General features: G+C 60.7%; 13 protein-coding genes. 2 read left to right on the top strand and 11 right to left on the bottom strand.

From position 1 onward, the window contains the following. Positions 1-83: 83 nt before the first annotated feature. A complete protein-coding gene (locus tag LOY68_RS13835) occupies positions 84-1,742 on the top strand; it encodes a phosphoethanolamine transferase (protein ID WP_265045249.1) in 1,659 nt (552 codons plus the stop codon). 111 nt (positions 1,743-1,853) lie between these two features. Here the strand turns inward: LOY68_RS13835 and LOY68_RS13830 are convergent, their stop codons facing one another. The 11 genes from LOY68_RS13830 to LOY68_RS13780 all read right to left on the bottom strand — a co-directional run bounded on the left by LOY68_RS13830 (position 1,854) and on the right by LOY68_RS13780 (position 12,605). Continuing rightward, entirely contained in the window at positions 1,854-2,132 is a 279-nt protein-coding gene (locus LOY68_RS13830; RefSeq protein ID WP_265045247.1) for a DUF971 domain-containing protein, read from the bottom strand. Further along, positions 2,129-3,091 carry a HEAT repeat domain-containing protein gene (locus LOY68_RS13825; RefSeq protein WP_265045245.1) on the bottom strand — a complete coding sequence of 321 codons (963 nt, stop codon included), beginning with the start codon at positions 3,089-3,091 and terminating at the stop codon, positions 2,129-2,131. Before LOY68_RS13825 ends, LOY68_RS13830 begins: the two co-directional genes overlap by 4 nt. Then, positions 3,088-3,936, bottom strand: coding sequence for an ABC transporter ATP-binding protein (locus tag LOY68_RS13820; protein WP_054047644.1), 849 nt, complete (start codon positions 3,934-3,936; stop codon positions 3,088-3,090). Before LOY68_RS13820 ends, LOY68_RS13825 begins: the two co-directional genes overlap by 4 nt. Next, positions 3,936-4,718 (bottom strand): ABC transporter permease, encoded by a 783-nt coding sequence (locus tag LOY68_RS13815; RefSeq protein WP_265045243.1) that lies wholly within the window; start codon positions 4,716-4,718, stop codon positions 3,936-3,938. Before LOY68_RS13815 ends, LOY68_RS13820 begins: the two co-directional genes overlap by 1 nt. Positions 4,719-4,860: 142 nt before the next feature. Next, positions 4,861-6,267 (bottom strand): ABC transporter substrate-binding protein, encoded by a 1,407-nt coding sequence (locus LOY68_RS13810; RefSeq protein WP_265045241.1) that lies wholly within the window; start codon positions 6,265-6,267, stop codon positions 4,861-4,863. A gap of 301 nt (positions 6,268-6,568) precedes the next feature. After that, a complete protein-coding gene (locus LOY68_RS13805; protein WP_007946457.1) occupies positions 6,569-6,814 on the bottom strand; it encodes a ferredoxin family protein in 246 nt (81 codons plus the stop codon). Between the two features lie 25 nt (positions 6,815-6,839). Continuing rightward, entirely contained in the window at positions 6,840-8,585 is a 1,746-nt protein-coding gene (locus LOY68_RS13800; RefSeq protein ID WP_265045230.1) for a fumarate reductase/succinate dehydrogenase flavoprotein subunit, read from the bottom strand. Continuing rightward, positions 8,582-9,334, bottom strand: coding sequence for a GntR family transcriptional regulator (locus tag LOY68_RS13795; protein WP_054047638.1), 753 nt, complete (start codon positions 9,332-9,334; stop codon positions 8,582-8,584). The genes LOY68_RS13800 and LOY68_RS13795 overlap by 4 nt, the downstream gene beginning before the upstream one ends. Before the next feature lie 180 nt (positions 9,335-9,514). Continuing rightward, the gene (locus LOY68_RS13790; protein ID WP_265045228.1) at positions 9,515-10,483 is read right to left on the bottom strand and encodes a Gfo/Idh/MocA family protein; all 969 of its coding nucleotides are present in this window, start codon (positions 10,481-10,483) and stop codon (positions 9,515-9,517) included. A 16-nt stretch (positions 10,484-10,499) separates the two neighbouring features. Beyond that, on the bottom strand, positions 10,500-11,387 hold the full coding sequence (locus tag LOY68_RS13785) for a Dyp-type peroxidase (RefSeq protein WP_265045226.1): 888 nt from the start codon (positions 11,385-11,387) through the stop codon (positions 10,500-10,502). 189 nt (positions 11,388-11,576) lie between these two features. After that, positions 11,577-12,605, bottom strand: coding sequence for an AraC family transcriptional regulator (locus LOY68_RS13780; RefSeq protein ID WP_265045224.1), 1,029 nt, complete (start codon positions 12,603-12,605; stop codon positions 11,577-11,579). Between the two features lie 196 nt (positions 12,606-12,801). On the opposite strand from LOY68_RS13780, the gene LOY68_RS13775 reads away from it, so the two are divergent. After that, on the top strand, positions 12,802-13,752 hold the full coding sequence (locus tag LOY68_RS13775; RefSeq protein WP_265045222.1) for a transporter: 951 nt from the start codon (positions 12,802-12,804) through the stop codon (positions 13,750-13,752). Positions 13,753-13,833: the final 81 nt, after the last annotated feature.

The raw sequence follows: 13,833 nt of genomic DNA, 5'->3' as shown, positions 1-13,833 counted from the left end.
TGACCGGATGTTTACGGAATTTTTACCAATGTTCTTCTACAGTTACGCGCGTCACTCCGTATTTGAGTAGAGGAATGTTTGAAATGGCTTTGGGCAAAGGACTGCGTTTACCGTCCATCACACCGACCCGACTGGTGCTGCTGTTTTCCCTGGCACTGGTGGCGTTGTACAACCTGGCAACATGGAAGGCGCTGGGGACGCTGATCACCCTGCAAGGCGCGCACAAACTGGGTTTTTTCATTTCCTTCGGGCTGTTTTTGTGGGCAGCCATCACCCTGCTTTTGACCCTGGTTTCGTTTCGCTGGACGCTGAAACCGGCGCTGACACTCGTCGCCCTGCTCTCTTCCTGCGCCGCGTATTTCATGAACGAATACGGGATCACCATCGACACGGTGATGATCCAGAACGTATTCGAAACCAATCCGGCGGAAGCCACCGCGCTGTTCAACGGCAAGTTGCTGGCTTACGTGTTGCTGCTCGGCGTGCTGCCGACGGTGCTGGTCTGGCGCTGGCCGGTGAGTTATCGACCGTTCTTTCGTGGGCTGCTGAACAAGCTCCTGGTGATCGTCGCCTGTGTGCTGGTGATCGGCGCTTCGGTAGGCACGTTCTACTCGACCTACGCGCCGATCTTCCGCGAAGAAGACAAGCTCACCCACTTCATCAACCCGACCAACTACATCTACGCGATCAGCAAATACGCCAAGCAGCGGCTGGGGATCAAAAAGCATTTCGTGGTGCAGGCCATCGGTGAAGACGCGGTGATGAGCGCCAAGGCCACCAGCCGCGAGAAGAAATCACTGATGGTGTTCGTGGTCGGCGAAACCGCCCGGGCCGACCATTTCTCGCTCAATGGCTATGAGCGCAAGACCAATCCCGAGTTGAGCCAGCTGGATATCCTGAACTTCACGAACGTGCACTCCTGCGGCACCTCCACGGCGGTGTCGGTGCCGTGCATGTTCTCGATGTTCCCGCGCGAGGATTACAGCGACAAGAAAGGCAAAACCTACGAAGGCTTGCTGGATATCCTGCAACGGGCCGGCGTGCAGGTGCTGTGGCTGGACAACAACAGCGACTGTAAGGGCACTTGCCTGCGGGTGCCGCACCGGGACATCGCGAAGAACCAGCCGGGGCCGTTCTGCGACGGCAATAACTGCCTCGACGAAGCGTTGCTGGCGGATCTGCAAGGCTACATCGACAGCCTCAAGGGCAACGCGATCATCGTCCTGCACGCCGACGGCAGCCATGGCCCGGAATACTACGAGCGCTACCCGAAAGAACTCGAGCGCTTCAAACCGATCTGCCACACCAATCAGCTGGGCAGTTGCAGCCGCGAAGAACTGCTCAACGTGTACGACAACACGATCCTCTACACCGACCACTTCCTCGCCAAAGTGATCGAACTGCTCAAGCGCAATCAGGACGCCCTCGATACGTCGATGCTCTATGTGTCCGACCATGGCGAATCCCTGGGCGAAAACGGCCTGTATCTGCACGCTGCGCCGTATGCACTGGCTCCGGAAGCGCAAACCCATGTGCCGATGGTCATGTGGTTCGGCAACAACACCTTGGCCCAGTTGGGGATCGACCGTGGTTGCCTGCAAGGCAAGAGCGGCCAGCCGGACCTGAGCCATGACAACCTGTTCCACTCGGTGCTCGGCTTGTTCGAAGTCCAGACCTCGCTGTATCAGCCGGGACTGGACATTTTCCGAGGCTGCCGACCGCCGATGACGGCCGGCAAATAAAACAATCTCTGTGTAGGAGCTGCCGAAGGCTGCGATCCTTTGATCTTGCTTTTAAAAATCAAAGTCAAAAGATCGCAGCCTTCGGCAGCTCCTACATGGGATTTCGGTGCATCAGAGACCGAGTTGTGCCAAGTAGGGCCAAGGGTAGATGCCGCGTTCGTGGCCGTCGCTGAACACCAGTTGCAGGCCATAGCCCTGGGCGTTGAGCTCGACCACGCGAATCCGCGAATCGACCTTCACCGTCAGCCCTTGCAGCCGAAACGCCCGGCATTGCGAGCACGGGCATTGGCGGCGCAATTCGGCGTGATCGAGCAACTGCTCCCGCCCATCCGGCCAGTTCAGCCGCAGTTGCTGTTTGCTCTGGGAGTTGCCCACCGCCAGCGGGTTCATTGCAGTTGACTCAAGGCGATGCGCACGGCTTTGCGCACTTCCGGGTCGCCGTCGTCTTGCGCGGCTTGCAACGCGGCGATGGCTTGGCGATCGTTCAATTCACCAAGGGCCAGGGCCGCTTCCTTGCGCAGGTTGCTGATGCGATGGCCGAGGGTTTCGATCAGCGCTTCAAGCGCCGGGGCATAGCGCAGGCGGCCGAGGCTGCGGGTGGCGCGCAGGCGCACTTGCCAGTAATCGTCGCCCAAGGCTTCGACCAGCGCCGGGCCGGCATCGGTGTGACCGACCTTGCCCAGCGTGGTGGCGGCTTCTTCGCGCACTTGCCACGCCTGATCCTGCAAGGCCTGGCGCAGCGCCGGCAGTACTTGAATATCGGACGCCAAACCGAGGGCGCCGGTGGCGGCGCGGCGCACTTCGGTGTCCGGGTCATCGCTGGCCAATCGGGCTAACGCAGGCAACGCATCGAGTTGCTTGAGCCAGCCGAGTACACCAACGGCTTCGCGGCGCACGCTGGCGTCTTCATCCTTCAGCGCGATCAACGCAGCGGCGGCAGCATCGGGGAAACGCAACTCACGCAAAGCCCTGAACGCCGCAATCCGCACGCTGATATCGGCATGCGCGGTCCACGGCAGAATCACCCGGCCGGCGGCTTCGCTTTTCAGCAGGCTGAGACTTTGCGCGGCCGCAGCCTGCACGGCCGGCGATGGATCGGTCAGCGCCTGGCACAACGCCTCGACCACCGGCTCATCCTCCCAGGCTTCCAGCAGTCGCGCCGCTTCGGCACGGACTTCTTCGGTCGGGTCGTCTGCCAGCCGATCGACCAGCCACAGCAAACCTTCCGGTTCCTCAAGGTCGGCCAGTTCGATCAGGGCAATGCGTCGCACGCCCGGATCGTCATCGGTCAGGCGCGGTTGCAGGGCAAGAATGTCGTCGTTATCGGTTGTTTCGAATAGTGAGGTCATAGGGCAAATCGCGGCAGTTTGTTTTCTGGGGGAAGTCCGAGGGGGTTCAGGCGTGGTAACTGCCGACCGTCCTCGTGACGCAGCAACTCGAGGCAGTGACGCTTCAAGCGTGAAAATTCGTGGCTGGTGACCAGCTCGGTGGTGCGCGGTCGAGGGAAATCCAGGCGCAGGTCTTCGATGATTCGACCGGGGCGCGAACTCATCACCAACAGGCGATCGGCGAGGAACAGCGCTTCGTCGATGTCATGGGTGACGAACACCACGGTGGTGCGAATCCGCGTCCAGATGTCCAGCAGCAGTTCCTGCATGTTCAATCGGGTCAGTGCATCGAGGGCACCGAACGGTTCGTCCATCAACAACAGGCGTGGGCGATTGATCAGCACCCGGGCTATTTCGACCCGCTGCTGCATACCACCGGAGAGCTGGTCCGGCCAGCGCTCGGCGAAGCCTTCCAGCCCCACCAGCGCGAGGATTTCATCGGCGGCTTTGTGGCGTTCGGTCTTGCCGATGCCGCGCATTTTCAGGCCGAACGCCACGTTGTCGCGCACCGTGCGCCAAGGGAACAGCGTGTGATGCTGGAACACCATGCCGCGTTGCGGTGACGGGCCGGAGATCGGCGCGCCATCGACGTTCAAGGTGCCGATACGCGGTTGCAGATGCCCGGCCAAGGCGCCGAGCAAGGTGGATTTGCCGCAGCCGGACGGCCCGAGAATACACACGAACTGCCCCGGCTCGATCTGGCAATCCAGACCCTGGACCGCTTCGAAAGCAGCGCTGCCCTCCCCCAGGCTGATGGACAACCCGCGAATATCGATGTGCCCTTCCGGGTGTTGAAAAACGCTCATCAGGCTTTTCCTCGTGGTCGATGCCAAGGCGTGAACAGCCCGCCGAGGCGTTTGATCAGCAGGCTGCTGCCCATCCCGAGCACTCCGATCAGCAACATGCCGACGACGATGTCGGCGTAGTTCTGGATCGTGTAGGACTCCCAGGTGTAATAGCCGATGCCGTACTGGCCGGAGATCATTTCCGCAGTCACCAGACAGAACCACGACGTGCCCATGCCGATGGCGAGGCCGGTGATGATGCTCGGCGCGGCACCGGGCAGGATCACTTCCAGCAAGATGGCGCGACGCCCTGCGCCGAGGCTTCGGGCGGAGGCGATCAGGCGTGGATCGACGCCTTCGACGCCGTGGATGGTGTTGAGCAGGATCGGGAACAGCGCGCCGGTGAAGGTGATAAAAACCATCGACAGTTCCGAGGATGGGAACATCAGGATGGCCAGGGGAATCCAGGCGACTGCGGGGATCGGTCGCAAGACTTCCAGTGGTGGCAGCAGCAAGTCTTCCGCCCATTTCGAACGGCCGATGGCCAGGCCCAATGCGATGCCGATGACCAGCGCCGCGAGGTAACCGGCGAAGACCCGGCTGAGGCTGCTGCTCAGGTGCTGGCCGAGCTTGCCGGAGTCGCCGAGCCCCAGTGCGGCCTGGATCACCGCCAGTGGGGTCGGGACGTTTGCGAAGGTGACAAGGCCGAGGTTCCAGTGGTGGCTGGCGGCGAGTTGCCAGAACAGCAGGCAGAGCAGCAGTGAGGAGGCTCGGGGGAGCCAGCGTAAATAGGATCTGGACATACATAACTTCCAACTGGCGAACACATCACCCTGTAGGAGCTGCCGAAGGCTGCGATCTTTTGATTTTGTCTTTAAAGGCGAAGTCAAAAGATCGCAGCCTCGTTTTGCTCGACAGCTCCTACAGGGTTCGGTGTTTTGGTACTTATCGGGTAGCGACGGCTTGGGTGGTGGCATCGGTGAAGTCGAACACTTTGCCGCCCTGGGCCGTGGCGAATTGTTGGGCCTGCCCCTTAAGCAAAAAGGCACTTAGGCGGCCTTTCTCATCGCTGGCAAACCACGCCTGATCCGCCAGCAATTTGATCCCGCTGTCACTCGCCTGGGCATACACCGCGCGGATGTTTTTGCCTTCCGCCTTCAACCCGGCCAACGCCGTGAACGCCACTTCCGCCGAGGTGTACTGGCGGACTTTCGGTTCGCCGCGCACCCAGATTTCAGCCACATGGCTGACATCGGTAATGGCTTTGCCGCTGACCGCATCCACAGCCTTGAGCGGTGTCTGCGCATAGTTGGCCAGTTGCGCGGTGTAATCCAGGTTCGAAGCTTTGAATGCGGCGCGGATGTATTGGTCGTCGATGAAGGTATTGAGGTCGAGGCCACGGTCAGCCTTCTTCAACAACTTCAGCGTATCGATGGCGGTGCCGACTGCCTGGCGGTATTCCGGCTTCCAGCTCAGGTCGCGGGTTTGCACGCCCAGCGGACCGTGGAACAGGTAATTGACCTCGGCATCGACTCCGGTGACTTTGGCGATCAGCTCGCTGTATTTCTCCGGTTCCGCTGCCAGCAGTTGATTGGCTTCGATGCTCGCACGCAGGTAAGCCACGACGATTTCCGGGTACTTCTTCGCATACGCCTGATCCACCAGCGCGCCATGGAAGGTCGGCGCGTTGGCCTGGGCGCCGTCGTAAATCTTGCGCGCGAAGCCTCGGCTCGGGAACAGCTCGGCGAACGGCACGAAGTCGGCGTGCGCGTCGATCTTCCCGGCCTGCAACGCCGAGCCGGCGACTTCCGGTGGTTGGGCGATGATGTTCACATCCTTCAGCGGATCCCAGCCTTGAGCGACCACGGCGCGCAGCAACATGCCGTGGGCGGTGGACGCGAACGGCACGGAAATGGTCTTGCCCTTGAGCTCTGCCAACGACTGCACGCCGGACGCGCTCGGCACCACGATGCCGTTGCCGCTGCCCTTGGTGCTGCCCGAAAGCACGCTGATAAACAGGCTGTGCTTGCCCGCCGTTTCGAACGCCACGCCATTGAACGCACCGGGGAAATCGGCCATGGCGCCGAAGTCGAGTTTACCGGCGACCATCTCGTTGGTCAGGGGCGCGCCGCTGGTGAAGTTTTTCCATTCCACGTCATATTTGGCGTCTTTGTATTGGCCGTCGTGGGGCAGGTATTTGTCCAGCAGGCCGAGTTCACGGATCAGCAGGCCGCCGGCGGCGCAGTTGATGGTGGTGTCCTGGGTGCCGATGGCGATGCGGATGGTTTCGGCCGAGGCCGACAAGGTGAATGACGCCAGTACCAGACCGGCCAGTGTTGCGCGCAAGAACATGGTGAATCCCCTCGAATCATTTATTGGATGTTCGTCTCCGCCACGATCAGGGCGTGGTGGGAAACGAGGGGTGTTTTGGATCAGGCGTCCGGTGGTTGCCGGATGGCTTTTTTGTTGTCTGGGCCGGCCTCTTCGCGAGCAGGCTCGCTCCCACAGGTTGCCGGGTGTACACAACATTTGCGGCTGGCCTCGGTCCACTGTGGGAGCAGGCTTGCTCGCGAGGGCGGTGTATCAGTCGAAATCAATGTTGGATGACCCACCGCTTTCGCGAGCAAGCCCGCTCCCACATTGGGACGGTGTTTCAGCGCAACAGGTACGGGATTTCGACTTTCACCGCCCCGGTCGGGCAGTCCTTTTCGCACGGCATGCAGTACCAGCATTCGTCGAACGCCATGTAAGCCTTTTGTGTGGCTGGGTTGATTGCCAGCAGGTCCATCGGGCAGACGTCGACGCACACGGTGCAGCCTTTGTGGGCGATGCAAAGGTCTTCATCGACCGTGACCGGTGCGTTGGAGCGGAAGAAGATTTCCTGGGGTTGATAGGCCATTTCACGGTTCTCTCTTTTTTAATACTCAGGCGGCAAACGCGCCGACCCGCAGCCGGTCGTAGGCCTGCATTTCTTCGGCGTCGAGCGGGATGATGTAAGGCTCGACGGCTTTCTTGAAACTGGTCATCTGGCCGTCGTCGCCCTTCTTCAGGTGGCAATGGCAGAACCAGTCGCTGTCGTTGCGTTGCGGGTGATCGACCCGATAGTGGTAAAGCCCCCAGCGACTTTCGGCGCGGAACAACGAAGCGCGGGCGGCCATTTCGGCGCAGTCGCGGATCATGCTGACTTCCATGGCACGCATCAGCTCGTGAGCATTGTGGGCCTTGATCTGATCGAGATCGCGCTGGATATCGCTGAAGCGCTGCAGGCCGATTTGCATCTTCTTGGTCACTTTCGGCGGTTGCAGGTAGTCGTTCACAAAGCGCCGCAGCTTGTATTCGACCTGGGCTGGCGGCAGACCGTGTTCGCGATCCAGTGGTGCGTAGACCCGAGCTTTTTCGATTTCGACTTGCTGGGCATTCACCGCCGAAAACTCGCGCCCGGCGACAAAATCCGCCGCGTTGGTGCCGGCAAACCAGCCATAGGTGAACGCACCGAGCATGTAATTGTGCGGCACGGCGGCCATGTCACCCGCCGAGTACAAGCCCTTCACTGAAGTCTCGGCCCGCTCGTTGACCCACACCCCCGACGCCGAATGCCCGCTGCAAAAACCGATCTCGGAGATGTGCATTTCGACCATCTGCGTGCGGTAATCCGTGCCGCGATTGGCGTGGAACTGGCCGCGACTCGGGCGTTCGTTGCTGTGCAGGATTTCTTCGATGTTCTGGATGGTTTCCTCGGCCAGGTGATCAAGCTTGAGGAACACCGGGCCGTTACCGCTTTCGAGTTCCTGGTGGAACTCCCACATCATCTGGCCGCTCCAGTAGTCGCACTCGATAAAGCGCTCGCCCTTGTTGTTGGCGGTGTAGCCACCCAATGGGCCGGTGACGTAGGCGCAGGCCGGGCCGTTGTAGTCCTTGATCAGCGGGTTGATCTGGAAGCATTCGAGGTTCGCCAGTTCCGCCCCGGCGTGATACGCCATCGCATAACCGTCGCCCGCGTTGGTCGGGTTTTCGTAGGTGCCCATCAGATAACCCGAGGACGGCAGCCCCAGGCGTCCGGCGGCGCCACAGGCGAGGATCACCGCTTTGGCCTTGATCACATGGAAGTCGGCAGTGCGGCAGTCGAAGCCCATCAGGCCGTTGACCGCGCCCTCTTCGTCCGTGAGCAAGCGCGTGCAAACCACGCGATTGGTGATGCTGACTCGAGCCCGCTTCAACTGGCGATACAGGACTTTTTTGATGTCGTGCCCTTCCGGCATCGGCAGCACGTAGGCGCCCATGTGGTGGACCTTTTTCACCGCGTAGTCGCCGGTTTCATCCTTCTCGAACTTCACGCCCCAGCGGTCGAGTTGCTCGATGGTTTCAAAACTGTGAGTGGCATAGGCGTACACCGCCGCCTGATTGACGATGCCGTCATTGGCGATGGTGATTTCCTTGGTGTATTGCTCCGGCGTCGAGTGGCCGGGAATGATCGCGTTGTTGAGGCCGTCCATACCCATGCTGATTGCGCCGCTGCGCTTGACGTTGGCCTTGTCGATCAACAACACGCGCAGATCGCGGTTGCGTTCCTTGGCCTTGATCGCCGCCATCGGGCCAGCGGTGCCGCCGCCGATCACGACGATGTCGTATTCCTGCTCCAACGTGCTTCTGGTTATTGATCTGTGGGTCATGCCTGCGCCCCTTTTTGCCGGTCGATCCGCAAGCGGTACTGGAAGGCATCGCCACGGTAGTAAAGGTGTTCGAAGTCCACGGGAACGCCGGCGGCATCGTGGGTCAGGCGCTCGATGCGCATGATCGGCGAGCCGGCTTCAACGTTCAGCGCCTGGGTCAGGTCGCTGTCGGCGAGCACTGCGTCGATGGCCAGGTCGGCGTGGCCGAGGGCCAGGCCACAGTCGTTTTCCAGGATGAGAAAGATGTCGCGGGTCACCAGGTCAGCCTTCTCGAGCCGCTCGCCGATGGCTTTGGGCAGGTAGGTGATTTCCAGCGAGATTGGCTCGCGATTGATCAGCCGGACGCGTTTGATCTGCGCCACGGTCTCGCCTTCGGCAACTTGCAAACGCTCGGCGACCAGTTTGTCGGCGGCGATGAACTTGAAGCTGCGCAGACGGTTGATCACCTCGTAGCCGCGACCGGTCATGGACTCGGCCAGGCCTTGCAGGGTGCTGACGTTCTGGAAGGTTTTCGGCTTGGCGACGAAGGTGCCTTTGCCGTGGATCTTGAAGATCAGCCCTTCTTTTTGCAGATCACCCAAGGCCTGGCGCACGGTGATGCGGCTGACTTTGAACAGCGCGCCGAGTTCGCTTTCGGAAGGCATCTGGCTGTCTTGCGGGTATTCACCGTCGAGGATCCGCGCACGCAGCACGTCGCGGAGCTGGGTGTGCAGAGGCACGCTGCTGAGGGATAGAACGTTATCGGTCATCTGAGATCACTTGTTATAACGAGTTATGACGTGATCTTAGAGAGGTGATGCGGGGGTTGAGAAATATTGTTTAAGCATAAGGTTAGAAGATCAAAAGATCGCAGCCTTCGGCAGCTCCTACAGGGGTATGCGATTCCATGTAGGAGCTGCCGAAGGCTGCGATCTTTTGATCTTTCTTTGTCAGGTGCGCTTGAGGATCTGGTCCATCACCCAATCGGTCTTGACCGCTTCCCCGGCCAGCGCCGGATGCTGTGATTCACCCCGGATATGCGCATTCATCCCCAGCACATGGTGCCACTGGATGTGCTCGTGATGATCGATATCCAGGCTGAGGGTTTCTTCGGCTTCGAGCACCACCGGGTGCTCATCGAACACGGAAAAACTGATCCGCCCCTTGCTGCCAATCACCTCGACCCGATCCTCGCGCCGGTCCGCCACGAAGTTCCAGCAGCCCATGCCAGTGGCGCCCGATGCAAAGCGCCAACTGGCGGTGACCGCGTCCTCGGCGGCGTACAACCCGGCTTGTCGCGCGGTGAAACCGGCGACTTCGACGACGTCGCCCAGCAGGTATTGGAACAAGTCGAAACCATGGCTCGCGAGATCGGCAAAATAGCCGCCGCCAGCAATCGTTGGATCAGTGCGCCAGTTATCTGTACCACCCAGATCGGCCGGTGAAGGCGCCTTGGTCAGGGTCCAGGTCAGGTGCCGCACCTCGCCGATCCGCCCGTCCGCCAACCATTGGCGCACTTGCTGGAAACGCGGCAGCGAACGTCGGTAGTAGGAAACGAACAGGTGTAGCCCGGCATCGGCGAAGGCCTTTTGCATCTCACGGCTTTGCCCGGCATTCAGCGACATCGGTTTTTCGACGCAGCAATGTTTGCCGGCGGCGGCCACCAACAAGGCGTAAGCGTGGTGACTGTCGGGAGGCGTGGCGATGTACACCGCGTCCACCTCGGGGTCGTTGATCAGCGCTTCGGCATCGGTGTAGAACCGGGCGATGCCGTGGCGCGCGGCGTAATCGCTCACCGCTTCCAGCCGTCGCCCCATCACCGCCACCAGCGCCGAGCCCGGCGCCTTGTAGAAGGCCGGCCCGCTCTTGCGCTCAGCGACGCTGCCGCAACCGATCATGCCCCAACGCACCACGTTCATACTCACTCCTTGAGGTTCAGCCAATGCGCAACGCGCGCAAGTCCAGGTGACCGTCCTTGAGTGGCGGGCACCAGTAATAGCCGCCGGTAATCGGCCGGCTCATGCGATACAAACCATCGGTGATGCCGTCTTCCAGACCGCTCATGCGCCGCAGTTGCGCTTCGAACGCGTCGAGGGAGAAACCGAACGCGAGGAACATCAGACCGGCTCGGTGGCCTTCGATCCACGGCATCGAGCGGCGCACCACGAAGGCTTCGGGGGCGAAGCTTTCCTGGGCGGTGCGCTTGACGTGGGCGGAGATCGGCGCGTCGTCGAGTTCTTCGTTATCGCTCAGGCGACGGCCCATGATGTTGTCCTTTTCATGGGACGGCATCGCGTTGAAGCCTTTCAAATCATGCTGCCATTGCTGGATCGCCGCGAAGCTGCCACCGACCGTGCCGTCAGCGCCCTCACTCACCAGCGCGGCGGCCACGGCGGCTTCGTCGTGCGGGTTTTCGGTGCCGTCTTCGTAACCGGTCAGGTCGTGGCCGGTGAGGTGGCGGAAGGTTTCGTTCATCTGCACCAGGCGAAACGCCGGGGCCAGTGCGGCTTCGATGGCGGTGCTGCGATTGAGCAATTCACCACGATCGACGCCATGCAACCAGCACCACAATGCGTGTTGGGTCGACGGGTTATCGACGCCGACGCCGGCCATGGCCGGGAATGCGCGCAGGCCTTCGATCTGACCGTGCAGGGCTTTGACCAGGGACTCACCGAAACCGACCACCGCCGACGCGCCGTCTACCAGTTGCATCAACTTGTCGAGCGCGGCCGGCACTGCAGCGGCGGATTCGAGGGCGAAGAACATATGACGGGCTTGAGGCGGAACAGGGGTGGCGAGAATGCCCGGCTGGTAATAACTCATATGAACTCCTTAGGAAAGAAGCGCGGAGTTTAACCGTTGCGGGGGTTTGAGCGGTAACGAAAGGCTGAACACAGCCCCCCTGTGGGAGCGGGCTTGCTCGCGAAGGCGGTGTGTCAGTCGAAATTAATGTTGGATGACACACCGCCTTCGCGAGCAAGCCCGCTCCCACAAGGGGTGGTGGCGCTCACGCTATGAGCTGACCCGAAACGCCGTCGGGCTCATCCCGGTCCAGCGCTTGAACGCCCGGCGAAAGCTGCGCACGTCGCTGTAGCCGACTTCTTCGGTGATTCGCTCGATCGACATCTCGGGATTGGCCAGCAAACTCAAGGTCCGCGCCTGTCGCACCTGCTCCAGCAAGGTCTCGAAAGTCAGCGCATGTTCAGTCAAGCGCCGACGCAACGTACGGCTGCTCATGTTCAAATCGCTGGCGATCTTCTCGATGTGGCTGCCACGCGTCAAATCCCGGGAAATCGCCCGCTCCACTGCCTGGATCAGGTCGATTTTCTGGTGCACCTGCGCCGCTTCCAGCTCAAGCAACTTGACCGCCTGACGCAACGCCAGCGAATGATGATTCGGCAGCCGCACGTCCAGCCAATGCGCGGCGATCACCATGCGGTTCTGCAGGCAACCGAACCGCACATCCGGCCCCAGTAAACGTGCGTACTCGGCAACGTAATCCGGCGCGGCGTGGACGAACTCCACCGTCATCGGCTTGAAGTCCACCCCGACCAACGCCCGGCCATACACCAACAGGCTGGCGAAAAACTCCTCCACCGCAAACAACTGCACGTCGGCAAACGGCAGGCGACACTCGATGTCGAGAAACACCCTATCTCCCGCCTCCTCCACGCTCGACACCACGATGCCGCCCGAGGTGTGTTGATGGCGGATGCCTACCTCAAACGCATCGCGCAGGGTCTTGCAAAGCGACAACACATGCCCGAGCAAGCCGAGGGTGCCGAGCACGTTCTGCGCACCAACCCACAGGCCGAGCCCGCGATTGGGCAAGACCTTGAGCGCACGCTGGATCATCGCCACGGCCTGGCGATAGGAAATCCGCTGCGCCGGGTCCTGCAGGTCTTCCAGGGTAAAACCCAGGCCTCGGCAAAGACTCTCGGGATTGACCCCTTTGAGTTCGGCGACTTCGGCGAGTGTTTGCAGGAGGAATGGCGAAACCAGTGCCAGTTCGTAGGTAGGATCGACGACTTTCATTTGCATGGGGCAGGACATCCGGGATCAAGCTGAATTCTTATTTTTGTTACCGGTTATGTCGAAAGAAGTTAGCACAGGGTTTGGCGGCTGTCCGCAGAAGTCCCCCTATGTGGCCGCCAATACCCTGCCCGCCAAGGCTCGAACCGCTTATTTCTATGCAACGGCCGGCGGTTGGCCCCTAACAATAATAATGAGCACGCATATGAACCCGACCCGCACACGATTCTGCTTGCGACTGGCCGTCAGCCTGGCCGGCGTCTACGCCATTCATTTGCCGGCGCTGGCCACCGAGGCCGGCGTGGACAATATCGGCACCGGTACCGATGGTTTCTTCATGCTGCCGCTGGAAGTCGACAGCCTTCCGGACAACATGGTGGCCTTCAACATCTACTACAACCATTACAAATCCAGGAAGCTCAACATCAGCTCCCTCGGCGGCAAAGTGCCGAATATCGAGATCGAATCCACCGCCGTGATCCCGCGCCTGGATTACCTGAGTCCTTTGCGCATTTTCGGTGGGCGGCTGGCCGGCTACATCGCGCAACCCTGGCTCAAGCAGGAAGTCTCGGTATTCGGTTTGCAGGACACCCGCGAAGGCATGGGCGACACGACGATTGCGCCGATCATTCTGTGGGACATGGGCAAGAACCTGACCCTCGGCGCTGCCGTGGAAATCACCGTGCCCACCGGCGAATACAGCACCGATCGCCTGGCCAACACCAGCAACAATTTCTACACCTACAAGCCGCTGTTTTCCTTCACCTGGCTGCCGACGGAGCGCACCGAGGTGTCGATGAAGACCACCTACAGTTTCAACGAGAAAAACAAGGACACCGACTACAAGTCGGGGCAGATTTTCCACTTCGATTATTCCGCCAGCTACAAAATCACCGACGACCTGATGCTCGGCCTCAACGGCTACTACCTCAAGCAAACCACCGACGACAAACAGTTCGGCCGCACCGTGCAATTCAATGGCGAAGACGTCAACGACGGCGTGCGCGGCCAGGTGTTCGCCATCGGCCCGGCGCTGCACTGGACCTTCCTCAAATACGCAAGCGCAGAGATTCGCTGGGCCAAGGAGTTTGATGTGGAAAACCGCCCGGAAGGTGAAATGCTCTGGGCGAAGGTCAGCATTCCGTATGCGTTTTGATGGCTGACTCCGACTCGACACAACTCCCCTGTGGGAGCGAGCCTGCTCGCGAAGGCGGTGGGTCATTCAGTACTGATGTGA

The sequence above is a fragment of the Pseudomonas sp. B21-053 genome (genome assembly GCF_026016365.1).
In the GTDB taxonomy this organism is placed as follows: Bacteria; Pseudomonadota; Gammaproteobacteria; order Pseudomonadales; family Pseudomonadaceae; genus Aquipseudomonas; species Aquipseudomonas nunensis.
This window is presented reverse-complemented; position numbering and strand designations above follow the sequence as displayed.

Bases quoted from the DNA above. Each gene is read 5' to 3' on its own strand.
- LOY68_RS13835 (WP_265045249.1), top strand. From the start codon at position 84: ATGGCTTTGGGCAAAGGACTGCGTTTACCGTCCATCACACCGACCCGA.
- LOY68_RS13830 (WP_265045247.1), bottom strand. From the start codon at position 2,132: ATGAACCCGCTGGCGGTGGGCAACTCCCAGAGCAAACAGCAACTGCGG.
- LOY68_RS13825 (WP_265045245.1), bottom strand. From the start codon at position 3,091: ATGACCTCACTATTCGAAACAACCGATAACGACGACATTCTTGCCCTG.
- LOY68_RS13820 (WP_054047644.1), bottom strand. From the start codon at position 3,936: ATGAGCGTTTTTCAACACCCGGAAGGGCACATCGATATTCGCGGGTTG.
- LOY68_RS13815 (WP_265045243.1), bottom strand. From the start codon at position 4,718: ATGTCCAGATCCTATTTACGCTGGCTCCCCCGAGCCTCCTCACTGCTG.
- LOY68_RS13810 (WP_265045241.1), bottom strand. From the start codon at position 6,267: ATGTTCTTGCGCGCAACACTGGCCGGTCTGGTACTGGCGTCATTCACC.
- LOY68_RS13805 (WP_007946457.1), bottom strand. From the start codon at position 6,814: ATGGCCTATCAACCCCAGGAAATCTTCTTCCGCTCCAACGCACCGGTC.
- LOY68_RS13800 (WP_265045230.1), bottom strand. From the start codon at position 8,585: ATGACCCACAGATCAATAACCAGAAGCACGTTGGAGCAGGAATACGAC.
- LOY68_RS13795 (WP_054047638.1), bottom strand. From the start codon at position 9,334: ATGACCGATAACGTTCTATCCCTCAGCAGCGTGCCTCTGCACACCCAG.
- LOY68_RS13790 (WP_265045228.1), bottom strand. From the start codon at position 10,483: ATGAACGTGGTGCGTTGGGGCATGATCGGTTGCGGCAGCGTCGCTGAG.
- LOY68_RS13785 (WP_265045226.1), bottom strand. From the start codon at position 11,387: ATGAGTTATTACCAGCCGGGCATTCTCGCCACCCCTGTTCCGCCTCAA.
- LOY68_RS13780 (WP_265045224.1), bottom strand. From the start codon at position 12,605: ATGCAAATGAAAGTCGTCGATCCTACCTACGAACTGGCACTGGTTTCG.
- LOY68_RS13775 (WP_265045222.1), top strand. From the start codon at position 12,802: ATGAACCCGACCCGCACACGATTCTGCTTGCGACTGGCCGTCAGCCTG.